The sequence below is a fragment of the Leclercia sp. 29361 genome, assembly GCF_011290365.1.
Taxonomy (GTDB): domain Bacteria; phylum Pseudomonadota; class Gammaproteobacteria; order Enterobacterales; family Enterobacteriaceae; genus Enterobacter; species Enterobacter tamurae.
Map to the genome: position 1 here is coordinate 1,952,682 of NZ_CP049786.1, position 21,198 is coordinate 1,973,879.

Genomic DNA, 21,198 nt, shown 5'->3' on the forward strand with positions numbered 1-21,198 from the left:
CCGTAAGTGCCGGGTAGCGCTGACGCTTATCCGGCCTACGGAACATTGTAGTAGGCCCGGCAAGCAACGCGCCGCCGGGCTTTTCGGGCTATTAAGACGATTTACGCACGCGCAGGTACCACTCGCAGAGCAGGCGAACCTGTTTGCGGGTGTAGCCTTTCTCCATCATGCGATCGACAAAATCGTCGTGTTTTTTCTGCTCGTCGGTTGAGGTTTTGGCATTAAAGGAGATGACCGGCAACAGCTCTTCGGTATTGGAGAACATTTTCTTCTCAATAACCGTGCGCAGTTTTTCGTAGCTGGTCCAGTTCGGATTGCGTCCGCTGAAGTTCGCTCTGGCGCGCAGCACGAAGTTGACGATCTCATTGCGGAAGTCTTTCGGATTACTGATCCCGGCAGGCTTCTCGATTTTTTCCAGTTCCGCATTCAGTGACTCGCGGTCAAACAGCTGGCCGGTATCCGGATCGCGATACTCCTGATCCTGGATCCAGAAGTCAGCATAGGTGACGTAGCGGTCAAAGATGTTCTGCCCGTACTCGGAGTAAGATTCCAGATAGGCGGTCTGGATCTCTTTGCCGATAAACTCGGCGTATTTCGGGATCAGATAGCCTTTGAGGAACTCGAGGTAACGTTCAGCCTGCTCCTGCGGGAACTGCTCACGCTCAATCTGCTGCTCCAGGACGTAGAACAGGTGTACCGGGTTAGCGGCCACTTCAGCGTGGTCAAAGTTGAACACGCGGGAGAGGATTTTGAACGCAAAGCGCGTGGACAGACCGTTCATCCCTTCGTCGACACCGGCGTAGTCGCGATACTCCTGGTAGGATTTCGCTTTCGGATCGGTATCTTTCAGGCTTTCACCGTCGTAGACGCGCATTTTCGAGTAGATGCTCGAGTTTTCTGGCTCTTTCAGGCGCGACAGGATCGAGAAGCGCGACAGCGTTTCCAGGGTCCCCGGGGCGCATGGGGCATGAACCAGCTCACTGTGGTTCAGCAGTTTTTCGTAAATCTTGATCTCTTCGGAGATCCGCAGGCAGTAAGGCACTTTGACGATGTAAACACGGTCAAGGAAGGCCTCGTTGTTTTTGTTGTTACGGAAAGTGACCCACTCAGATTCGTTGGAGTGCGCCAGAATAATACCGTTGAACGGCAGGGCAGAGATCCCTTCAGTACCGTTGTAGTTACCTTCCTGGGTGGCGGTCAGCAGCGGATGCAGCACCTTGATCGGCGCTTTGAACATCTCGACGAACTCCATAATCCCCTGGTTGGCGCGGCACAGCGCACCGGAATAACCATAAGCGTCAGGATCGTTTTGCGCGTGGTTTTCCAGTTTACGGATATCCACTTTACCTACCAGCGCAGAGATATCCTGGTTGTTCTCGTCACCCGGTTCGGTTTTAGCGATCGCGATCTGTTCCAGAATCGACGGCCAGGCTTTCACCACGCGGAATTTGGTAATGTCACCGCCAAACTCATGCAGGCGTTTCGCCGCCCACGGCGACATGATGGTGCCGAGATAGCGACGGGGAATACCGTACTCTTTATCCAGGATCTGCGCATCTTCCTGCGGGTTGAACAGACACAGCGGATGGTCGTTGACCGGGCTGCGTTCGCCGTTGGCGCTTAGCACGTAAATCGGCACGCGCTGCATCAACGCTTTCAGCCGTTCAGCCAGGGAGGATTTACCGCCGCCGACGGGACCCAGCAGATACAGGATCTGTTTCTTCTCTTCCAGACCCTGAGCAGCGTGTTTCAGGTAGGAAACAATCTGCTCGATGGCATCTTCCATGCCGTAAAATTCTTCAAACGCAGGATATCGGGCGACGACCCGATTCGAAAACAGACGGGAAAGCCGTGGCTCCTGGGCAGTATCAACCATATTCGGCTCACCAATAGCCATCAATAGTCGTTCTGCCGCATTGGCATAGGCACTGCGATCTTGCCGACAGATGGCAAGAAATTCCTGCAGTGTGAACTCTTCGTCCTTGGCAGCTTCATATCGCTGGCGATAGTGATCGAATATATTCATGGCATGCCGTCCTTTCGTTTTTTAGCACAGGAAGAGAGCCGTTCATATGAATAGTAGAGGCTCCCGGAAGCGGGACCCGTTGCACCTCACTGCAAGAGCAGCAACCCGTGTGCCAGGTCGGGCGCTAAAACCGCGGGGTGATCCGGTATTCAGCTTCTTAAAATTAAGCGTAGATGGCATTTGCAAAACTTGCCTGCACGCAAAATCTAATTTCAATGACATATCAATAACTCATCCAGAAATTCAGCCAAATATTTTTAGATAAACCTCCTTCCTTCACTGAACGGTAATCTGACTGACAGCGTTCCGTCATTTGTCGCACACAAAATAAGGGGTTAATCAAATTGATTAGTTGACAAAAAATTTTGAGAAATGGGGGGAATGACGGTTACACTTCACCCGCTGATTATTTGACTACAGGAAAGAATGGATTGTGACCAAACTCAAACTTCTGGCACTGGGGATTATCGTTGCCACCTCAGTGAGTACAGCATACGCGGAGAATCAGTGGTCAGTTGGTGCTGGTGTCGGCGTAATCAACAGCCCTTATAAACAATATGACCGTGATATCTATCCGGTACCGGTTATCACCTATGAAGGGGATAATTTCTGGTTCCGCGGGCTGGGCGGTGGCTACTATCTGTGGAACGACCAGACCGACAAACTCTCCATCATGGCCTATTACGACCCGACGCACTTCAAGCCAGGCGACAGCGACAGCTATCAGCTTCGCCAGCTCGATAAACGTAAGAGCACCATGATGGCGGGGGTTTCCTGGGTCCATAATACCGAGTACGGTTTCCTGCGCACCGCCCTGGCGGGTGATACGCTCGATAACAGTAACGGCTATATCTGGGATCTGGCGTGGTTGTACCGTTACACCAACGGCGGGCTGACGCTCACCCCGGGTATCGGTGTGGAATACCACAGTGATAACTACAACGACTACTATTATGGCGTGTCCCATAAAGAGTCCCGTCGCAGCGGCCTCAACAGCTATGATGCAGACGATGGCTGGAACCCGTACCTGGAGCTGACCGCGAGCTATAAGTTTGCGTCTGACTGGAACGTCTACGCCACCGGTCGCTATAACCGCCTCAGCGATGAGGTGAAAGACAGCCCGATGGTCGACAAGTCCTGGACCGGGTTGATGTCGGTGGGCCTGACCTACAGTTTCTGATTGTGCATCTTTACTGTGCAATTTGTGCATTACAACGGAGCGCTTGCGCTCCGTTTTTTTTAGGGTGATGCAATATGTGCATCATGACGGAGCGCCTGCGCTCCGTTTGTCCTGGGGTGGTGCAGATAAACAGGAGAGTGTGATGAGCGAAAAAACCGTTAACGTTGGCAACAATATCGTGCTGCCGGCCATCGGGCAGGGCACCTGGTATATGGGTGAAAAAGCGGCTCAGCGTCAGCAGGAGGTGAACGCCCTGCGGGCGGGCATTGAACGCGGACTGACGCTGATTGATACCGCCGAGATGTATGCCGACGGCGGTGCAGAAGAGGTGGTCGGTGAAGCCATTAAAGGCCTGCGCGACGAGGTATTCCTGGTCTCCAAGGTCTACCCATGGAATGCCGGCGGGCAAAAAGGGATCGCCGCCTGTGAAGCCAGCCTGCGCCGTCTCGGTACCGAGTATATCGACCTCTATCTGCTGCACTGGCGCGGGAATTATTCCCTGGATGAGACCGTCCGGCTGATGGAGACATTGCAACAGCAGGGCAAAATTGGCCGCTGGGGTGTGTCGAACCTCGATTATGTGGATATGCAGGAACTCTGGCAAGTGCCGGGCGGCCAGGCCTGTGCCGCCAATCAGGTGCTGTACCATCTCGCCTCGCGCGGTATCGAATACGATCTGCTCCCGTGGTGTCAGCAGCAGTCGATGCCGGTGATGGCTTACTGCCCGCTGGCGCAGGCCGGGCGGCTACGTTCCGGGCTGTTTAATCATCCGGTAGTGAATGCGGTGGCGAAAGAGTACAACGTCACGGCGGCGCAGGTTCTGCTGGCATGGGTGATACGTCACCGCGGGGTCATGGCGATCCCGAAAACATCATCCGTTCAGCATGTGGAAGAGAATGCAGGCGCGCTAAATATTTCCCTGTCTGCGGAGGCGATAACGCAGCTGGATGCGGCCTTCCCGGCGCCGAAACAGAAAACGGCGTTGGACGTGGTGTGAAGTGAGCTCATGCCCTCTCAGCGTGGAGAGGGCAAGGGCAGGGGATTACCGCTTCACAATGTGAATGGTCTGTCCCAGACGGGTAGGTTTCTCTTCCGATGCAGTTTGCGGTTCGCTGACGCAGGCGGTTTCCACGCAGACAAACGTCTTATAGCCGTCATCCGGAACGTCACCCATGCTGACTGAGAGCGCCGGGCCCGGGTTCCAGCCCACCACGTTGCTGTGATGATGATGGATAACTTCGATAGCGCGATTCAGCGCGGTATCTTCGATGACGCTGCAGGCTTCCGGATTCAGGTAGACGCGGTCGGTACGGTCCGGGAAGGTCTGTGAACCGTCGTTCAGTTTGCCCTCTTTCGCATTATCCACTTTGTCGATAAAGCTATCACCCAGGCCATTCACCGTGACGGCAGCGATGTCGCCGACGTTGAAATAAGTGTGCAGGGCAGAGGTGGTTTCAAATTCACCGTGCGCTTCCAGTTCGATCTCGCAGGTTTTACCCAGCTTGAAGCGGGCGTACAGGGTGAAGTCGTGCGGCCACAGTTTGCGGGTCTCGTCATCGCTTTGCAGTTCGAAGGTCAACACCACGCCGGATTCATCCTCGTTGTGCGCCTTCAGCGTCCACGGAAGGTTGCGGGCAAAACCGTGTGACGGCAGGCCCTGCTCGGTAGCCGGGCCAAACCACGGCCAGCAGATTGGCACGCCGCCGCGGATCGCCGCCCCTTTTTTAAAGGAGGTGATGTCGCTCAGCCACAGCGCTTCCACTTCGCCTTCGGGCTGCCAGGAGAGCAGGTGTGCGCCCTGCAGGGCAACAGAAGCCTGAACCTGCGGATGTTCGACCACAATCACTTCAACGTCATCGATCTGGCGGCGGGAGAGCACAGGGGTAAGTTGTTCGACTACCGGAAGTGCAAAAATTGTTTTAATCATTACGCAATCCTCTGTCTTTAATGCCATAAAAAAAGGCGACCGAGGTCGCCTTTTTGGATCAGATTCTCATCTCACTTATTTGGAGATGTGAGCGATCAGGTCCAGAACTTTGTTAGAGTAACCGGTTTCGTTGTCGTACCAGGAAACCAGTTTCACGAAGTTGTCGTTCAGTGCGATACCTGCTTTAGCATCGAACACGGAAGTGCACACTTCGCCGTTGAAATCGGTAGAAACAACGTCATCTTCGGTGTAACCCAGAACGCCTTTCATTGCGCCTTCGGAAGCAGCTTTGATTGCTTTCTTAATTTCTTCATAAGAAGCAGCTTTTTCCAGACGAACGGTCAGGTCAACTACAGATACGTTAGGAGTTGGAACGCGGAACGCCATACCAGTCAGTTTACCGTTCAGCTCTGGCAGTACAACGCCTACAGCTTTAGCAGCACCGGTAGAAGATGGGATGATGTTCTGAGCTGCGCCGCGGCCGCCGCGCCAGTCTTTGTGAGACGGGCCATCAACGGTTTTCTGAGTAGCGGTGGTAGCGTGAACGGTGGTCATCAGGCCTTCAACGATACCGAAGTTGTCGTTGATAACTTTAGCCAGTGGCGCCAGGCAGTTGGTGGTGCAGGATGCGTTAGAAACGATGTCCTGGCCAGCATACTTCTCGAAGTTAGCGCCTTTAACGAACATTGGGGTGTTGTCTTTGGATGGACCAGTCAGAACAACTTTTTTCGCGCCAGCGGTGATGTGCTTACGCGCAGTTTCGTCGGTCAGGAAGATACCGGTTGCTTCAGCAACAACGTCAACACCGATTTCGTTCCACTTCAGGTTAGCTGGATCTTTTTCAGCAGTAACACGGATGGTTTTGCCGTTGACAACCAGGTGGCCGTCTTTCACTTCAACGGTGCCGTTGAAACGACCGTGAGTTGAGTCGTACTTCAGCATATACGCCATGTATTCAGCGTCTAACAGATCGTTGATACCAACGATTTCGATGTCAGAACGTTCCTGAGCAGCACGGAAAACAATACGGCCGATACGGCCAAAACCGTTGATACCTACTTTGATAGTCATATATTCCACCAGCTATTTGTTAGTGAATAAAAGGTTGCGTGTAAAATTACAAAAACCTTACGCAGCGTCAAGCGGAATCGTGTCAATCATTGCGACAAATCAATCCTTCGCATTACCTTTGCTCGATTGACTCACCTCACATTCCCTCGGAGCTAGCACCCATATGGGGCCTGCGCACGGAATTTTAAAGGGCTGACCACATAAAAACGTGGAGTAGATCACATTTGTCTGAGTGCCTCTGCGCAACGAGTAAGTTTAGATCAAAAGTTCATACTTCAGTGTTAATGTTTTGTTAGAATCGAGGGTAAAAGTTGTCTGTTTCAACTGCGAGATGTAAGCCTATGTCGAATCAACAAAACCCCGATGAACTGAAAAAAAACCTCACAGAAATGCAGTTCTACGTGACGCAAAACCACGGTACGGAACCGCCGTTTACCGGGCGTCTGCTGCATAACAAGCGCGATGGTGTCTACCACTGCCTGGTATGTGATGCTGCACTGTTTAACTCCCAAAGCAAATACGATTCTGGCTGCGGCTGGCCGAGCTTCTATGAACCGGTGAGTGAAGAGGCCATTCACTATCTCAAGGACATCAGCCACGGTATGGAGCGCATTGAGATTCGCTGTGGAAACTGTGACGCCCATCTCGGTCATGTCTTCCCGGACGGCCCTCAGCCGACAGGGGAGCGTTTTTGCGTCAATTCCGCCTCATTAAGCTTCACTGACGACCAGAACGGCGACCAGACGAAAGGCTGAAAAATCGATTCAGCAAATTATTCCTTCGGAGCCCGATTTAACATGAATATTGAAGAGATGATTAACGGCATGACGCCGGATGTTTATCAGCGTCTGGTCACGGCAGTTGAGCTGGGAAAATGGGCCGATGGCGTGGCGCTGACCGCGGAGCAGAAAGAGAATTGCCTCCAGTTAGTCATGCTGTGGCAGGCGCGCAATAACACTGACGCGCAGCACATGACCATCGACACCCAGGGGCAGATGGTGATGAAGAGTAAGCAGCAGCTGAAAGAGGATTTCGGCATCGCGCCAAAATCGATTGCGACCCTGAAAATGCAGTAATCCTGCGGGTTGAAGCCCTCTCCTCTGGGGAGAGGGCTTATGTTTTACTTAATCCCCAGCGACTCCGCCAGCTGCTTCGCCAACTGGTTGTTGTCATCCGCGCCGTACTCCCAGAACATCGCCCCGGCCAGGCCTTTCTCTTTGATGTACTCCGCTTTAATCGCCACCGACCGCGGGTTCTCATAAGAGAGGGCAAACAGCGGCTTACCCTCATCCCCCTTCACCGACAGCCACGGCACTTTGGCCCGATCGTCCCACTGCTCGGTAAAGCGTTTCTGCGGATCGTTTAAAAACATCTTCACGATATCGTTGTACTTCACGTAGGTGTCTTTGGTCAGGTCATAGCCCAGCGATTTGAACAGGTCGATCTGTTGCGCGCTGAAATAAGGCTGCGTTGCCGGGTTTTTCTGTGCATCCGGCCTGCTCCAGTCGATGCCAGGCTCCACGGCGCGTTTCGGCACGCGGCCATAGAAGCCGATGCCGAGGTTCATCTGCTGTGGCTTCAGCCCGGCGGCCAGATAGTTGTTCACCACGAAGTCGACGCTGTATTTATCCGCCGCGGCCACGGTCGGCCAGGCGCTGGAGTCATACAGGTTGGCGTTGAAGTACTGAGTGCCGTACGCCATGTCGTAGGTCATCAGGTTGATGTAATCGAGTAACGGTGCAATCGCCTTCACGTCAATCCAACTTTTCGGACTTTCTGCATTGGCGCCGACGGCGATGGTTACCAGTTTTTTATTGCCAAACGCGGTACGCAGCTCTTTCAGCAGGGCGGTAAAGTTGTCCCGATCCGCTGGAGTGCTGGCGACCAGTCCCCATGCGCCGTTAACCGGGAATTCCCAGTCGAGGTCGATCCCATCCAGACCGTATTTTTCCACGATCGCCTGCGCGGAGCGGATGAATACCGCCCGGGTCTCCGGGCTGGATGCCGCCCCCGAGAAACCACGCGCGCCCCAGCCGCCTACGGAGAGCAGGACCTTGAGATTGGGGTTTTGTTTGCGCAGGACAGGGAGCAAAGCCAGGTCGGCAGCCACTTTCGGCGAGAGCCAAATCTGGTGCAGTTTGCCCGGCTCTTTTAGCGCCGGGTTAGTTTCGTCTTTTTCGTCGTTATAGATCAGACCGAAGGAGTAGTTCAGGTGGGTGATCTGGCGAACATCGAGTTTATTTATATCCCCGCCCGGTCCGGCGGTGACGTCGCCACCCCCATTAAAATAGCCCACCGACATCAGGGAGCTGGCGGAAGCAACGGACGCGCAAAGCAGGGGTAAGGCTGCCAACAAGGGCAAAAGTTTCATAGCAATTCCTCTTCAATTTTGACGGTAAAAAACAAGCACGCCACGTAAGGGCGTGGCGAAAAAAGTGCCAAAAAAGAATAGCATTGCCGTCTCGCTGAGAGTGCGAGGCAGTTCACTTTATGGGACTAATGGAGGATAGTGCGGCCTGATGCCCTCACCCCGACCCTCTCCCACGGGGAGAGGGCGCAAACATAAAAAACGGTAACCCAGGTTACCGTTTTGCATTTACCTTGAAGCGCCACCCGGCACAAAGGCGCACTACGCCTGCGTCTCCTGCCAGTCCGCCAGCGTGTACAGCGTGGCGCCTTCTGACGCCATATCCATAAACGCCTGAGCGCTGTCCTGATGCTGAATGTTGACCCCGCGGCAGCCGTCGGTGATGACGTTAACCTGGTAGCCCAGCTGCAACGCATCCAGTACGGTAAATTTGACGCAGTAATCGGTCGCCAGGCCCATCACAATCAGCTCAACGATTTCATGATGGCGCAGCCACTGATCCAGCCCGGTTTTCTGTCGGTGACCGTTATCAAAGAAGGCGCTGTAGCTGTCGATGTTCGGGTTTTCCCCTTTCTGGAAGATCGCGTCGATGGCCTTGCTGTTCAGCAGGGGATGCAGCTCTGCGCCTTCGGTCTGCTGCACACAGTGATCGGGCCAGAAAGTTTGCGGCAGGCCATCCAGCTCGCCCTGGGTGAAGGGCTCGACGTTATGCTGGCTGGCAAAGCTGCCGTGATCTGCCGGATGCCAGTCCTGGCTGGCCACTACCGCTTCACCGCGGGCTTTACACCACTCAATCAGCGCGTTGGCGATGTCCACCGTGCTGTCGCCTTCGGCCACCGCCAGGGCGCCGCCAGCGCAGAAGTCATTCTGTAAATCGACCAGTAACAGGGCTCGTTGTTTCATGCGGACTCCTTATTCGTCTGGCGTCAGTTCGCCACGCAGGTTTTGCATCATCGCGGTGCGAATCGACTGCACATCCAGATCCTGACTCAGTAAGTAGTGAAGTTTAGTCAGGGTGGCTTCCACCGTCATATCAAAACCGCTAATCACCCCCGCTTGTGCCAGGGCATTACCGGTGGCATAGCCGCCCATATTCACTTTGCCGGACATGCACTGGGTGAGGTTGACCACCACGATCCCACGGCTGCTCGCCTCCTGAAGCTCCTTCAGGAACTCACCGTTTTGCGGGGCGTTGCCCACACCATAGGAGCGCAGGATCAGCGCTTTTACCGGCTGGCGCAGGAAGTTGCGTACCACGTCGGCGGAGATACCTGGATAGATAGTCACCACTCCAATTGGCTGCGGGGTAATCGGATGCACCACCAGTTCGCCCGTCGTATGGGGGGCAGGCGGTGTACCGAGGCGGCGGATATGGATCCCGGCTTCCAGCAGCGGGGAGAGGTTCGGGGAGGCAAAGGCATCAAAGCCGTCCGCATGCGCTTTGGTGGTGCGGTTGCCGCGATACAGGCGGTTGTTGAAGAACAGGCTCACTTCGCTAATCGGGAAGTTGGCCGCCACGTACAGCGAGTTGAGCAGGTTGATCTGCCCGTCAGAACGCAGCTCCGCCAGCGGGATCTGCGAGCCGGTAACGATCACCGGTTTGCTGAGGTTTTCCAGCATGAAGGAGAGCGCCGAGGCGGTAAACGCCATGGTGTCCGTGCCATGCAGGATCACGAAGCCATCATACTGATCGTAGTGCGCCTTGATGTCGTCGGCGATATGTTGCCAGTCTTCCGGCGTCATGTCGGACGAATCCATCAGCGGGTCATACTCGTGGATGGTAAAGTCCGGCATCTCCGGGCGATGGAACTCAGGCATCAACGCCAGCTGGCGCTGCAGATGACCCGAAACCGGGATATAGCCATTTTCCGAGCGCTGCATACCGATGGTACCGCCGGTATAGGCCACATAGATTGATTTCTTTTGCATGATGTAATGTTCTTGGGCTTCAAAGAAAAATCCCCTCTTCGCAGAAGAGGGGATGGGGATTAACGCACGTTAGCGCAGGTGAGGCAGAACGCGTAGCGGTTTTGCGGATCGTTAAAGGCGGCCAGTTTGTCGCCCTCCGCTTTGACTGCCTTCGCCGCCGAGGCGACCGGTGCCGGCAGATACGCCTGCAGCGCGTCCGGCAGCATGGCTTTCACCGAGCCGGAGAAGCTGTCCATAACCAGATCAACGAAGGTCGGCTCATCCTGATAGAAGTCGATATGCCACTGCTTCAGCTTCGCCAGTTCGGCGGCCTTGGCTACGGCGTCATCGAAGTCGCCCAGATTATCCACCAGTCCGTTGCTCTTCGCATCCTGGCCGGTCCAGACATGGCCCTGGGCAATCTGGTCGATCTGCGCCGGGGTCTGCTTACGGGAGTCGGCCACCAGGGTGATAAAGCGCTTATAGCCGTTCTCAATGCTGAGCTGCATCATCTGCGACACTTCCGGCGGTAAGGCTTTGGTGATGGCGATATCCGCCAGCGGCGAGGTCGCCACACCGTCAGTATGCACGCCCAGATAGTCGAGGCTGTTCTCCACGGTGTTAATCACGCCGAAGATGCCGATGGAACCGGTCAGGGTGCTTGGGTTCGCCACGATGTAGTTCGCCGGGGTCGAGATCCAGTACCCACCGGATGCCGCCATTCCGCCCATGGAGACCACCACCGGTTTACCGGCGGCGCGGGCCGCTGACAGTTCAGCGCGGATCACTTCCGAGGCGCTGACGCTACCGCCCGGGCTGTTCACCCGCAGGACGATGGCTTTCACTTTCGGGTCGAGACGCGCGTCGCGGATCTGTGAGGCGGTGGTATCGCCACCCACGTTCCCCGGTGTCTCTTCGCCATCCATGATCGCGCCGTTAGCGAAGACCACGGCAATGCTGTCGCCGGTATCAGCTGGTTTTTTCGCCTGATAATCATAGAAGCTGATCGCGCTGTAATTCTTCTCCTCTTTACTCCAGCCGAACTGTTTGGTCAGGGACTTTTCAATCTCGGCGCTGGAGCCCAGGGCATCCACCAGCTTGCTGTTCAGGGCGTACTTCGCCGTATCGCCATCGACGTTACGCAGCCCGTCCAGCACTGCCTGCGCACCCGGGAAGACCTGCTCCGGGGTGATCTGACGGTTGGCGGCCACGGTGCCAAGGTAGTTTTTCCACAGCTCACCGATCCAGCGGCTGTCCGCTTCACGGGCGGCAGGGGACATGTCGTCGCGGATAAACGGCTCAACGGCCGATTTATAGGTCCCGACGCGGAACACGTGGGTCGTGACTTTCAGCTTATCGAGCAGGGATTTGTAATAAAGACCATTGGTGGCGAAACCGTGCAGATCGACGGTGCCCTGCGGTGAGAGCCACACTTTATTGGCAAAGCTCGCCAGATAGTACTGCCCCTGGCTGTAGTTATCGCCCACCGCAATCACCGGTTTGCCGCTGTCGCGGAACTCACGCAGCGCTTTACCGATGTACTGCATCGAAGGCTGATCCGCCCCGGCGAAGTTCTTCAGATCCAGCACGATGCCGGTGATATTGCGATCGTCTTTTGCCTGACGAATAGCATCGACAATATCGAACAGCGAGTTTTCCTGCAGACGATCGCTGCTGGCGCCAAACAGCTGGCGGCCCAGCACGCCCAGACGGTTGCTGGTGGAGGGTTTATCCACCACCACACCGGCGATGTCGAGCAGCAGCGCGCCGCGCCCGGCATTCTGGGCCTGGCTGGTGGAGCTGATGTGCATCCAGACACCCACGCACACCATCAGAATAAGGATGAAGAAGATGTTCATCACCAGATTGCGGACGAAATTCAGCAGTCGCCACGTCCATTTAAAAAAGCCGGCAAACAGTCGCCAGAGGGTTCGCATGTATTCTCCCTGTCCAGATAATTACCTTCCCGTCGCCACTGGACGGTGTTGTCGGGCTATCGTAATGACCCGACCGCCACTTGTCAGCAGGAATCGCCTGCCACGCTGTAACAAAATCTGCCGTCGTGTTAATTTTGAGTAAATTTCAAGACAGGAGTAACCCCATGGATGCACTCGAACTGCTCGTTAATCGTCGTAGCGCGTCGCGCCTGGCGGAGCCCGCCCCGGCAGGCGAACAGCTGGACAACATTCTCCGCGCCGGGATGCGCGCCCCGGATCATGGTACCTTGCAGCCGTGGCACTTCTTTATCATAGAAGGTGAAGGACGCGATCGCTTCAGCGCCCTGCTGGAGAAGGGGGCCGTGGCCGCCGGGCAGGATGAGAAGGCGATTGAAAAAGCCCGCAACGCCCCGTTCCGTGCGCCGATGATTATCGCCGTGGTCGCCAAATGCCAGCCGCAGCACAAGGTGCCGGTGTGGGAGCAGGAGATGTCGGCTGGTTGTGCGGTGATGGCCATGCAGATGGCGGCCGTCGCCCAGGGGTATAACGGGATCTGGCGCAGCGGCGCGTTAACCGATAGCCCGGTGGTCCGCGAAGGACTGAACTGCGGTGCAGACGATAAAATCGTCGGTTTCCTCTATCTGGGCACCCCGCAGCTGAAGGCGTCGACCACCGTCTCCGTGCCCGACACCACGCCGTTTGTCACCCGTTTCTGATCTCCCTGCGCAAAAACTGTCTGGATCCTGAACAACTGCAGCAGAATTCAGACAGTCATACTTATCACTTAATGGAATGAGCGCTAACATAGTGCAATTGTAATGAAAGGAGATTGTCATGAGCGAGCAAGCCATTCGTTTAACGCAATACAGCCATGGAGCCGGTTGCGGTTGTAAAATTTCCCCCAAAGTGCTGGAAACCATTCTGCATAGCGAGCAGGCGAAGTTTGTCGACCCGAATCTGCTTGTGGGTAACGAAACCCGCGACGATGCCGCCGTCTACGATTTAGGTAACGGGACCAGCATTATCAGCACCACCGATTTCTTTATGCCGATCGTCGACAATCCGTACGACTTCGGGCGCATTGCCGCCACCAACGCCATCAGCGATATTTTCGCCATGGGCGGCAAGCCGATCATGGCGATTGCGATCCTCGGCTGGCCGATCAATACCCTGGCCCCGGAGATCGCCCGCGAGGTGATCGAGGGCGGACGCTTTGCCTGTCAGCAGGCGGGGATTGCGCTGGCGGGCGGTCACTCCATCGATGCGCCGGAGCCCATCTTTGGCCTGGCGGTCACCGGTGTAGTGCCAACCGAACGCGTTAAACGTAACAGTACCGCTGAAGCGGGCTGCAAGCTGTTCCTCACCAAGCCGTTGGGCATTGGCGTACTCACTACTGCCGAGAAAAAATCCCTGCTGCTGCCGGAACACAAAGGGCTGGCGACAGAGGTGATGTGCCAGATGAACCTCGCCGGGGCCGCCTTCGCCAACATCGACGGCGTGAAGGCGATGACCGACGTCACTGGCTTTGGCCTGCTGGGCCACCTGAGCGAAGTGTGCCAGGGGGCGGGCGTGCAGGCTCAGGTCTGGTACCAGGACGTGCCGAAGCTGCCGGGCGTTGAAGCCTATATTGCCCAGGGCGCTGTCCCGGGTGGTACGCAGCGTAACTTTGCCAGCTACGGTCATCTGATGGGCGACATGCCTGCCGAGTGGCGCGATCTGCTGTGCGATCCCCAGACCTCCGGCGGCCTGCTGCTGGCGGTGACCCCGGAGGCAGAAGCCGACGTCCAGGCGACCGCCGCTGAGTTCGGGATCACCCTGACCGCCATTGGCGAGCTGGTGCGGGCCCGTGGCGGTCGTCCGATGATTGAGATCCGTTAACTCAATGCGGTTATTTATTGCCGAAAAACCGAGTCTGGCGCGCGCTATCGCCGATGTGCTGCCTAAACCGCACCGCAAAGGCGATGGCTATATCGAGTGCGGGAACGGGCAGGTGGTCACCTGGTGTATCGGTCACCTGCTGGAGCAGGCCCAGCCGGACGCCTACGACAGCCGCTACGCGCGCTGGAATCTTAACGATCTCCCCATCGTGCCGGAAAAGTGGCAGCTACAGCCGCGCCCGTCGGTCACCAAACAGCTCAACGTCATTAAGCGTCTGCTGAAAGACGCCGCGGAAGTGATCCACGCCGGTGACCCGGACAGGGAAGGGCAACTGCTGGTGGACGAGGTGCTGGACTACCTGAGCCTTGCGCCAGAAAAGCGCAAGCTGGTGCAGCGCTGTCTGATCAACGATCTCAACCCACAGGCGGTAGAGCGCGCCATCTCGCGTCTGCGATCCAACAGCGAGTTTGTCCCGCTGTGCGTCTCGGCCCTGGCCCGCGCCCGCGCCGACTGGCTCTACGGTATCAACATGACCCGCGCCTACACCATTCTCGGGCGTAACGCGGGTTATCAGGGGGTGCTCTCGGTGGGCCGCGTGCAGACCCCGGTGCTGGGGCTGGTGGTGCGCCGCGATGAAGAGATCGAGAACTTTGTCGCCAAAGACTTCTTCGAAGTGAAAGCCCATATCGTCACCCCGAAGGAGGAGCGTTTTACCGCCATCTGGCAGCCGAGCGAGGCCTGCGAGCCGTATCAGGATGAAGAGGGGCGTTTGTTGCATCGTTCCCTGGCCGACCACGTGGTCACCCGCATTCAGGGCCAGCCCGCCGTCGTCACCAGCTATAACGATAAACGGGAATCAGAACCTGCACCGCTGCCATTTTCCCTGTCGGCGTTGCAGATCGAGGCGGCAAAACGCTACGGCCTGAGCGCGCAAAACGTGCTTGATATCTGCCAGAAGCTGTATGAGACGCACAAGCTGATCACCTATCCGCGTTCCGACAGCCGCTATCTGCCGGAAGAGCATTTCGCCGGACGCCACGCGGTGCTGAACGCCATTGCCGCTCATGCTCCCGATCTAGTGCCGCAGCCGGTGGTCAATCCGGACACCCGCAACCGCTGCTGGGACGATAAAAAGGTGGATGCTCACCACGCCATCATCCCGACGGCGCGCAGCAGCAAGGTCAATCTGACCGAGAACGAAGCCAAGGTCTATAACCTCGTTGCCCGCCAGTATCTGATGCAGTTCTGCCCGGATGCCCTGTTCCGCAAGTGCGTCATTGAGCTGGAGATCGCCAAAGGCAAGTTTATCGCCAAAGCGCGTTTCCTTGCCGAAGCGGGCTGGCGCACGCTGCTGGGCAATAAAGAGCGGGACGAAGAGAACGACGGCACGCCGCTGCCGGTGGTGAAAAAAGATGACGAGTTGTTGTGCGAGAAGGGCGAAGTGGTGGAGCGACAGACCCAGCCGCCGCGCCACTTCACCGATGCCACCATTCTCTCGGCCATGACCGGTATTGCCCGCTTCGTGCAGGATAAAGATCTGAAGAAGATCCTGCGCGCCACTGACGGACTGGGAACGGAAGCGACCCGCGCCGGGATCATCGAGCTGCTGTTTAAGCGCGGTTTTCTGCATAAGAAAGGGCGTTATATTCACGCGACGGACGCCGGGAAGGCGTTGATCCACTCCCTGCCGGAGATGGCCGCACGACCGGACATGACCGCGCACTGGGAGTCGGTCCTGACCCAGATCAGCGAAAAGCAGTGTCGTTATCAGGATTTTATGCAGCCGCTGGTGGGCACGTTATTCGATCTGATTAACCAAGCACGGAACACCTCGGTCAGGGATTTTCGCGGCATGGTTGCGCCGGGTGGCGACAAGAAGAAAAAGTTTAAGAAGAAGAGTGCGGCCTGAGGAATTGCCGGGTGGCGGCTACGAGGTAAAAGCAAAAAGGCAACTTGCGTTGCCTTTTTTAATGTTTCCTCCCTCTCCCCGTGGGAGAGGGCCGGGGTGAGGGCATCAGCCCGCACCACACAGAATCAGATCACACCCTGACCCAGCATCGCATCCGCCACCTTCACAAACCCGGCAATGTTTGCCCCGCGGACATAGTTGGTCTGCTTCTCTTCCCCGCCGTACTCGACGCAGGCGTGGTGGATATCAAGCATGATGTGGTGCAGACGCGCATCCACTTTCTCGGCTTTCCAGCCCATACGCGCGGCGTTCTGCGCCATCTCCAGGCCTGAAGTTGCCACACCGCCGGCGTTCGCCGCTTTACCCGGTGCGAACAGCACGCCAGCCTGCAGGAACAGGTCGGTAGCTTCGATGGTGGTTGGCATGTTGGCGCCTTCTGCTACCGCTTTCACACCGTTGGCGATCAGCTGGTGCGCGGCATCCACGTCCAGTTCGTTCTGGGTAGCGCACGGCAGGGCGATATCGACCGGGACAGCCCACGGCTGTTTGCCTTCCAGGTAGGTCAGACCGAACTCGCGGGCGTAATCGGCCACGCGACCGTCGCGGCTGGCTTTGATCTCGCACAGGCGCGCCAGTTTTTCAGTAGTGAAGCCCGCTTCATCCACCACGGTGCCGCTGGAGTCGGAGGCGGTGATCACCCGGGCACCCAGTTCCATTGCTTTCTCGATAGCGTACTGGGCCACGTTGCCGGAGCCGGACACCGCGACGCGCATACCATCAAAGCTCATCCCGTGACGCTTCAGCATCGCTTCCGTGAAGTAGACCAGACCGTAACCGGTGGCTTCCGGGCGGATCAGACTCCCGCCGAAGGAGAGCCCTTTTCCGGTGAAGACGCAGGCGCTGTTATTGGAGAGTTTTTTCATCATCCCGGCCATAAAGCCCACTTCGCGACCGCCCACGCCGATATCCCCGGCCGGTACGTCGGTATCCGCGCCCAGGTGGCGATAGAGTTCGGTCATTAGCGCCTGGCAGAAGCGCATCACTTCGCCTTCGCTCTTACCTTTCGGATCAAAATCGCTGCCGCCTTTGCCGCCACCCATAGGCAGGGTGGTCAGGGCGTTTTTAAAGGTTTGCTCAAAGCCGAGGAACTTCAGGATCGACAGGTTAACCGACGGGTGGAAGCGCATCCCGCCTTTGAACGGGCCAATCGCCGAGCTGAACTGAACGCGCCAGGCGCGGTTGACCTGTACCTGATTGCGGTCATCCACCCACACCACGCGGAACTGGATCACGCGCTCGGGCTCAACCAGGCGTTCAAGCAGGGACATCTGACGATAGCGGGGGTTTTGTTCCAGGAATGGCCACAGCGTGGTCATCACTTCACGTACGGCCTGAGCAAATTCGCTCTGATGCGGGTCACGCTGTTGAACACGATTCAGAAAGGATTCAAGAGAGCACGCCTGGTCCATAACTATAAGTTCCTCTAATATATTGGGATTATTTTATTTGTAACAAAAAGATGCATGTTGTTGTGTTTTTCGACTATACCACCCGATGCACTTTGTGACGCAAGCTAAATTTCGCCCTCAAGTTAAATTCATTAAACGCGCCGGGTCATAACAAAAAACGATGATCGGTGGGATTAAAGTTTGTCGGCTGGTTTACCGTTATAGTGAATATCAGGACACAACAGGAAGAGGCGTCGATGAAGCATATTGTGATGGCTGTTTTGCTTGGAATTTTCGCGGCCAGCAGTCAGGCCGACCAGCGATTTAGTACCGGGGGTGTAGATGTGAATATCCCGCCGGAGATCTTCAGCTCCAGCGGTCAGCGCCCGCCGCCGTGCAACCAGTGCTGCATCTATCAGGATCAGAACTATTCAGAAGGATCGGTGGTAAAAGCCGAAGGCGTGTTGTTGCAGTGTCAGCGCGATCCGCAGGCGATTAGCACCAATCCGCTGGTCTGGCGTCGCGTAAGAGAATAAAGGCTTCCAGCAGAGGGATATCCGCCGGGGCGAGATCGTAGCGTAGCGCCTCGCGCGGCGTGCACCACACCAGCTGGGTGTGGTAATGCGTTGTGGGCGTGCCGGTAAACGCCGGGACGTGCCAGGCGTGCAGGTTGATAAGCCGCCGGGACACTTCCCGCTGGTGGCTGGCGATATACCCTCCGGGCCGGGCCTCAATGCCCAGCTCCTCGCGCAGCTCACGCACCAGGGCGTCAGGCTGCGTTTCCCCGGCCTCCACTTTGCCGCCGGCAAACTCCCACATCCCCGGCTGGTCGGCGTGCGCCGGGCGCTGCGCCAGTAAAATTTTGCCATCCCGTTCGAGAATAGCGCAGACAACATCGAGTGTTTTTAGCATGATCGTCAATAATGGTTGAGAGAGAAAGCGTTAGGATCGGCGTACTTATCAGCGACCAGGGAGCCTCCTGTGAAAGAGTTACCACCCGTCTGGGTTAAACCCATCGAATCCATCCCCGTCAGTTTAACGCCAATCGCCAGGATGCAGAAAAAACATTATGGCGCGGTGCTCAATCCGCTGCGCTGGTGGGGAAGAATGCCCCGGCTCTTCTGGCTGGTGGCGCTGTTTGTCGGCTTTCTGGAGCGTAAAAAATCGCCTCTCGACCCGGGGCTGCGTTCGCTGCTGATGACCCGCGTCTCGCAGGTGTGCCACTGCGCGTTCTGCATCGACGCCAATGCGCTGCGCCTGGCGGAACGCAGCGGTGGGCTGGAGAAGGTGCAGGCCGTTGCGACATGGCGCGACAGCGCGCTTTTCAGCGACGAAGAGCGCGCCGCGCTGGCCTATGCCGAGGCGGTGACTGCCACCCCCCCGGTGGTTGACGATGCCATTAAAACAGCGTTACGTCGCCACTTCAGTGAGGAGGCGATCACCGAGATGACCGCGCTGCTCGCTTTCCAGAACCTGTCGGCGCGTTTTAATGCCGCGCTGGAGATCCCTTCCCAGGGGCTATGCGCCATGCCCGGAGAGAAACCCCATGCTTGACCGTCATCTGCACCCACGTCTGAAACCGCTGCTCAACCGGCTGGTGATGAAGCTGGATAAACCGGGGATCACCCCGGACGGCATTACGCTGATCGGCTTTGCCATTGGGGTGCTGGCCCTGCCGTTTCTGGCCCTGGGCTGGTATCTGGCGGCGCTGGTGGCGATTGTGCTGAACCGGCTGCTGGACGGGCTCGATGGAGCGCTGGCGCGGCGGCGCGGGCTGAGCGATGCCGGGGGCTTTCTCGATAACGCCCTCGATTTTCTGTTTTATGCCCTGGTGCCCTTTGGTTTTGCGCTGGCCAATCCGGCGGTAAATGCGCTGCCCGCCGCCTGGCTGCTGTTTGCCTTTATCGGCACCGGGAGTAGCTTTCTGGCCTTTGCGACGCTCGCCGCGAAGCACGACATCGACAATCCGGGCTACGCCCATAAGTCGTTTTACTATCTGGGTGGGCTGACGGAAGGGAGCGAAACCATTCTGCTGTTTGTGCTTTTCTGCCTGTTTCCGGCGCACTTTGCGTGGCTGGCGTGGGTGTTTGGCGCGTTGTGCTGGCTCACCACCGCAACGCGCATCTGGAGTGGCTATCTGACGCTGAAAGAGGTTCAGCGTCAGCCAGGATCAGAGTGAACTTTCTGGCCCGCGTTCACCGGTCACAACCGAGTTCTGCGGGTTGCTGCTCCATTCGTACCAGCCCCCGTCGTAAACGCCGACCTTTTTCCAGCCCATCGCCCGGGCATACATAAAGGTCTCTGATGCCCGCCAGCCGGTGCCGCAGTAAAACGCTACCTGCTGATCCGGCAGAATGTTCCACTGCTTCCACATGGCGGCGATATCGTCTGCGGTACGCATGGTGCCATCCGGGTTATGGAAATCTTCCATATGGGTCGAATCGCTTCCGGCATGGCCCCAGCGGGCGCCTGCGATCTCACCTTTCGGTTTGATGTAGCTGTAGCCGCTGGTCACGCCGGTAAATTCGGGCCACGAGCGGATGCTCACCAGCGAGGCATCTTTACGATGCAGCAGGCCCCGGGCCTGGTCAGTATTCAGCATCAGCTGCGGCTGACCGGGGATCGGCGCGCCAAAATCGGCGGCTGGCGTGACCTTATCCGGCGTCCCGCGCTCGACCGGCAGTTTTGCCGCGTCCCAGGCTTTCCAGCCCCCGTCCAGCAGGCGAACATCTTTCACCCCGGCGTAGAGCATGATCTGCGCCACGCGCGCGGCGGCGTACACGTCGCGGCCATAGAGGATCACCGTGGTGTCATGGCGGATGCCATGTTTCGCCAGCATCGCCTTCAGATCGGCATCAGAGACCTTATTCCACAGCGGCTCGCTTTCCACTTCGTTGGTGTCGATATAGCCCGCGCCGGGAATATGGCTCAGCAGATAAAATTTCGGTGCGCCCCAGGCGGCTTCAATCACTTTCCACTCCCCGGCAGGGGCGGCGGTCACCGGCTTACCCTGCTGGAGCTGGTGTAGCCACTGCGGGTAGACCAGCTGTTCGAAGTGGGCGAGGCGCTGGAGGCGATCCAGGGTTTTCAGGGCATCGCTTAACAGCGTGACCTGGCTGAAGCCCGCCTGAGCCAGCCGTGCCTTGACGGCCTGGTTATCGCTGTCGCTACCGTATAAGGCCACCGGCGTGGTCGGCGTCAGCTGATGCTGCGACGCCCAGGCTTTCAGCTGGGACGCGTTCATCGCCCCGAGCCAGCTTGCGGAGAGGTTAAGGGCGGCAGGCTCGTGGCCGGAAGGGCCGTTCAGGGTCTGCGGCCAGCCGTTGTAAAAGGCGCTGGCACGGGTATCAATAATCGAACCTTGCTGCTGCTGAAGCTCTGTCAGCGTCAGGGAGTGCGACATATCAGCGGCAAAGGTTGAGAAAGAGGCGAGACCTAAAGCGGCGGTCAGCGCGGTCAATTGAGAAACACGTTTCATCGAAATGCCCGATCGTAAAAAAATGAGCCGACATTGTGGCAACCGGCCCGACAAAAAACGTTGCGTTT

20 protein-coding genes are annotated in these 21,198 nt (G+C 57.1%); 10 read left to right on the forward strand and 10 right to left on the reverse strand.

Translation table 11 applies throughout. From position 1 onward, the window contains the following. Positions 1 to 91: 91 nt before the first annotated feature. A complete protein-coding gene (gene yeaG, locus G7090_RS09270; protein WP_106993584.1) occupies positions 92 to 2,026 on the reverse strand; it encodes a protein kinase YeaG in 1,935 nt (644 codons plus the stop codon). A 433-nt stretch (positions 2,027 to 2,459) separates the two neighbouring features. Here yeaG and G7090_RS09275 point away from each other — a divergent pair, with 433 nt between their 5' ends. Together G7090_RS09275 and G7090_RS09280 are read left to right on the forward strand one after the other, a co-directional pair. Beyond that, positions 2,460 to 3,206 (forward strand): MipA/OmpV family protein, encoded by a 747-nt coding sequence (locus G7090_RS09275; RefSeq protein WP_166182200.1) that lies wholly within the window; start codon positions 2,460 to 2,462, stop codon positions 3,204 to 3,206. A 142-nt stretch (positions 3,207 to 3,348) separates the two neighbouring features. Beyond that, positions 3,349 to 4,203, forward strand: a complete 855-nt coding sequence (locus G7090_RS09280) for an aldo/keto reductase (protein WP_166182201.1) — start codon at positions 3,349 to 3,351, stop codon at positions 4,201 to 4,203. Positions 4,204 to 4,248: 45 nt separating this feature from the next. Here G7090_RS09280 and G7090_RS09285 read toward each other — a convergent pair whose 3' ends face one another. Continuing rightward, positions 4,249 to 5,133, reverse strand: coding sequence for a D-hexose-6-phosphate mutarotase (locus G7090_RS09285; RefSeq protein ID WP_166182202.1), 885 nt, complete (start codon positions 5,131 to 5,133; stop codon positions 4,249 to 4,251). A 75-nt stretch (positions 5,134 to 5,208) separates the two neighbouring features. Continuing rightward, entirely contained in the window at positions 5,209 to 6,204 is a 996-nt protein-coding gene (gene gapA / locus G7090_RS09290; protein ID WP_032617687.1) for a glyceraldehyde-3-phosphate dehydrogenase, read from the reverse strand. 341 nt (positions 6,205 to 6,545) lie between these two features. Between gapA and msrB the strand changes: the two genes are divergently transcribed. Then, positions 6,546 to 6,959: a peptide-methionine (R)-S-oxide reductase MsrB gene (msrB, locus tag G7090_RS09295; protein WP_106993588.1), complete on the forward strand. Its 414-nt coding sequence runs from the start codon at positions 6,546 to 6,548 to the stop codon at positions 6,957 to 6,959. Positions 6,960 to 7,001: 42 nt separating this feature from the next. Beyond that, the gene (locus tag G7090_RS09300) at positions 7,002 to 7,280 is read left to right on the forward strand and encodes a YeaC family protein (RefSeq protein ID WP_166182203.1); all 279 of its coding nucleotides are present in this window, start codon (positions 7,002 to 7,004) and stop codon (positions 7,278 to 7,280) included. A 44-nt stretch (positions 7,281 to 7,324) separates the two neighbouring features. On the opposite strand, the gene G7090_RS09305 is transcribed toward G7090_RS09300, so the two are convergent. The 4 genes from G7090_RS09305 to sppA form a co-directional block, all read right to left on the reverse strand. Then, a complete protein-coding gene (locus tag G7090_RS09305) occupies positions 7,325 to 8,575 on the reverse strand; it encodes a glycoside hydrolase family 18 protein (protein WP_166182204.1) in 1,251 nt (416 codons plus the stop codon). A gap of 258 nt (positions 8,576 to 8,833) precedes the next feature. Further along, the gene (pncA, locus tag G7090_RS09310; protein WP_166182205.1) at positions 8,834 to 9,475 is read right to left on the reverse strand and encodes a bifunctional nicotinamidase/pyrazinamidase; all 642 of its coding nucleotides are present in this window, start codon (positions 9,473 to 9,475) and stop codon (positions 8,834 to 8,836) included. A 9-nt stretch (positions 9,476 to 9,484) separates the two neighbouring features. Further along, the gene (gene ansA, locus G7090_RS09315) at positions 9,485 to 10,501 is read right to left on the reverse strand and encodes an asparaginase (protein ID WP_166182206.1); all 1,017 of its coding nucleotides are present in this window, start codon (positions 10,499 to 10,501) and stop codon (positions 9,485 to 9,487) included. Between the two features lie 59 nt (positions 10,502 to 10,560). Then, a complete protein-coding gene (gene sppA / locus G7090_RS09320) occupies positions 10,561 to 12,417 on the reverse strand; it encodes a signal peptide peptidase SppA (RefSeq protein ID WP_166182207.1) in 1,857 nt (618 codons plus the stop codon). Between the two features lie 164 nt (positions 12,418 to 12,581). Between sppA and G7090_RS09325 the strand changes: the two genes are divergently transcribed. The 3 genes from G7090_RS09325 to G7090_RS09335 all read left to right on the forward strand — a co-directional run bounded on the left by G7090_RS09325 (position 12,582) and on the right by G7090_RS09335 (position 16,204). After that, positions 12,582 to 13,133, forward strand: a complete 552-nt coding sequence (locus tag G7090_RS09325) for an NAD(P)H nitroreductase (protein WP_106993594.1) — start codon at positions 12,582 to 12,584, stop codon at positions 13,131 to 13,133. 118 nt (positions 13,134 to 13,251) lie between these two features. Further along, on the forward strand, positions 13,252 to 14,295 hold the full coding sequence (gene selD / locus G7090_RS09330; protein WP_106993595.1) for a selenide, water dikinase SelD: 1,044 nt from the start codon (positions 13,252 to 13,254) through the stop codon (positions 14,293 to 14,295). Positions 14,296 to 14,299: 4 nt separating this feature from the next. Next, on the forward strand, positions 14,300 to 16,204 hold the full coding sequence (locus tag G7090_RS09335; RefSeq protein WP_166182208.1) for a DNA topoisomerase III: 1,905 nt from the start codon (positions 14,300 to 14,302) through the stop codon (positions 16,202 to 16,204). A gap of 125 nt (positions 16,205 to 16,329) precedes the next feature. Here G7090_RS09335 and gdhA read toward each other — a convergent pair whose 3' ends face one another. Then, positions 16,330 to 17,673, reverse strand: a complete 1,344-nt coding sequence (gene gdhA, locus G7090_RS09340) for an NADP-specific glutamate dehydrogenase (RefSeq protein WP_106993597.1) — start codon at positions 17,671 to 17,673, stop codon at positions 16,330 to 16,332. Between the two features lie 236 nt (positions 17,674 to 17,909). Here gdhA and G7090_RS09345 point away from each other — a divergent pair, with 236 nt between their 5' ends. Next, positions 17,910 to 18,188, forward strand: a complete 279-nt coding sequence (locus G7090_RS09345; RefSeq protein WP_166182209.1) for a YnjH family protein — start codon at positions 17,910 to 17,912, stop codon at positions 18,186 to 18,188. Here G7090_RS09345 and G7090_RS09350 read toward each other — a convergent pair. After that, on the reverse strand, positions 18,148 to 18,564 hold the full coding sequence (locus tag G7090_RS09350; protein ID WP_166182210.1) for a pyrimidine (deoxy)nucleoside triphosphate diphosphatase: 417 nt from the start codon (positions 18,562 to 18,564) through the stop codon (positions 18,148 to 18,150). The genes G7090_RS09345 and G7090_RS09350 overlap by 41 nt on opposite strands. 141 nt (positions 18,565 to 18,705) lie before the next feature. On the opposite strand from G7090_RS09350, the gene G7090_RS09355 reads away from it, so the two are divergent. Both G7090_RS09355 and G7090_RS09360 read left to right on the forward strand, forming a co-directional pair. Beyond that, positions 18,706 to 19,206, forward strand: coding sequence for a carboxymuconolactone decarboxylase family protein (locus G7090_RS09355; RefSeq protein ID WP_166185184.1), 501 nt, complete (start codon positions 18,706 to 18,708; stop codon positions 19,204 to 19,206). After that, positions 19,199 to 19,831, forward strand: coding sequence for a CDP-alcohol phosphatidyltransferase family protein (locus G7090_RS09360; protein WP_166182211.1), 633 nt, complete (start codon positions 19,199 to 19,201; stop codon positions 19,829 to 19,831). The genes G7090_RS09355 and G7090_RS09360 overlap by 8 nt, the downstream gene beginning before the upstream one ends. Here G7090_RS09360 and G7090_RS09365 read toward each other — a convergent pair. After that, positions 19,823 to 21,130 (reverse strand): rhodanese-like domain-containing protein, encoded by a 1,308-nt coding sequence (locus G7090_RS09365; RefSeq protein WP_166182212.1) that lies wholly within the window; start codon positions 21,128 to 21,130, stop codon positions 19,823 to 19,825. The two genes, G7090_RS09360 and G7090_RS09365, sit on opposite strands and share 9 nt — an antisense overlap. Positions 21,131 to 21,198 lie beyond the last annotated feature (68 nt).

Coding starts and splice junctions, on each gene's coding strand:
- G7090_RS09350 (WP_166182210.1), bottom strand. CDS start 18,564: ATGCTAAAAACACTCGATGTTGTCTGCGCTATTCTCGAACGGGATGGC.
- gdhA (WP_106993597.1), bottom strand. CDS start 17,673: ATGGACCAGGCGTGCTCTCTTGAATCCTTTCTGAATCGTGTTCAACAG.
- yeaG (WP_106993584.1), bottom strand. CDS start 2,026: ATGAATATATTCGATCACTATCGCCAGCGATATGAAGCTGCCAAGGAC.
- G7090_RS09300 (WP_166182203.1), top strand. CDS start 7,002: ATGAATATTGAAGAGATGATTAACGGCATGACGCCGGATGTTTATCAG.
- G7090_RS09360 (WP_166182211.1), top strand. CDS start 19,199: ATGCTTGACCGTCATCTGCACCCACGTCTGAAACCGCTGCTCAACCGG.
- G7090_RS09285 (WP_166182202.1), bottom strand. CDS start 5,133: ATGATTAAAACAATTTTTGCACTTCCGGTAGTCGAACAACTTACCCCT.
- G7090_RS09355 (WP_166185184.1), top strand. CDS start 18,706: ATGCAGAAAAAACATTATGGCGCGGTGCTCAATCCGCTGCGCTGGTGG.
- selD (WP_106993595.1), top strand. CDS start 13,252: ATGAGCGAGCAAGCCATTCGTTTAACGCAATACAGCCATGGAGCCGGT.
- gapA (WP_032617687.1), bottom strand. CDS start 6,204: ATGACTATCAAAGTAGGTATCAACGGTTTTGGCCGTATCGGCCGTATT.
- G7090_RS09345 (WP_166182209.1), top strand. CDS start 17,910: ATGAAGCATATTGTGATGGCTGTTTTGCTTGGAATTTTCGCGGCCAGC.
- sppA (WP_166182207.1), bottom strand. CDS start 12,417: ATGCGAACCCTCTGGCGACTGTTTGCCGGCTTTTTTAAATGGACGTGG.
- msrB (WP_106993588.1), top strand. CDS start 6,546: ATGTCGAATCAACAAAACCCCGATGAACTGAAAAAAAACCTCACAGAA.
- G7090_RS09335 (WP_166182208.1), top strand. CDS start 14,300: ATGCGGTTATTTATTGCCGAAAAACCGAGTCTGGCGCGCGCTATCGCC.
- ansA (WP_166182206.1), bottom strand. CDS start 10,501: ATGCAAAAGAAATCAATCTATGTGGCCTATACCGGCGGTACCATCGGT.
- pncA (WP_166182205.1), bottom strand. CDS start 9,475: ATGAAACAACGAGCCCTGTTACTGGTCGATTTACAGAATGACTTCTGC.
- G7090_RS09365 (WP_166182212.1), bottom strand. CDS start 21,130: ATGAAACGTGTTTCTCAATTGACCGCGCTGACCGCCGCTTTAGGTCTC.
- G7090_RS09305 (WP_166182204.1), bottom strand. CDS start 8,575: ATGAAACTTTTGCCCTTGTTGGCAGCCTTACCCCTGCTTTGCGCGTCC.
- G7090_RS09280 (WP_166182201.1), top strand. CDS start 3,349: ATGAGCGAAAAAACCGTTAACGTTGGCAACAATATCGTGCTGCCGGCC.
- G7090_RS09325 (WP_106993594.1), top strand. CDS start 12,582: ATGGATGCACTCGAACTGCTCGTTAATCGTCGTAGCGCGTCGCGCCTG.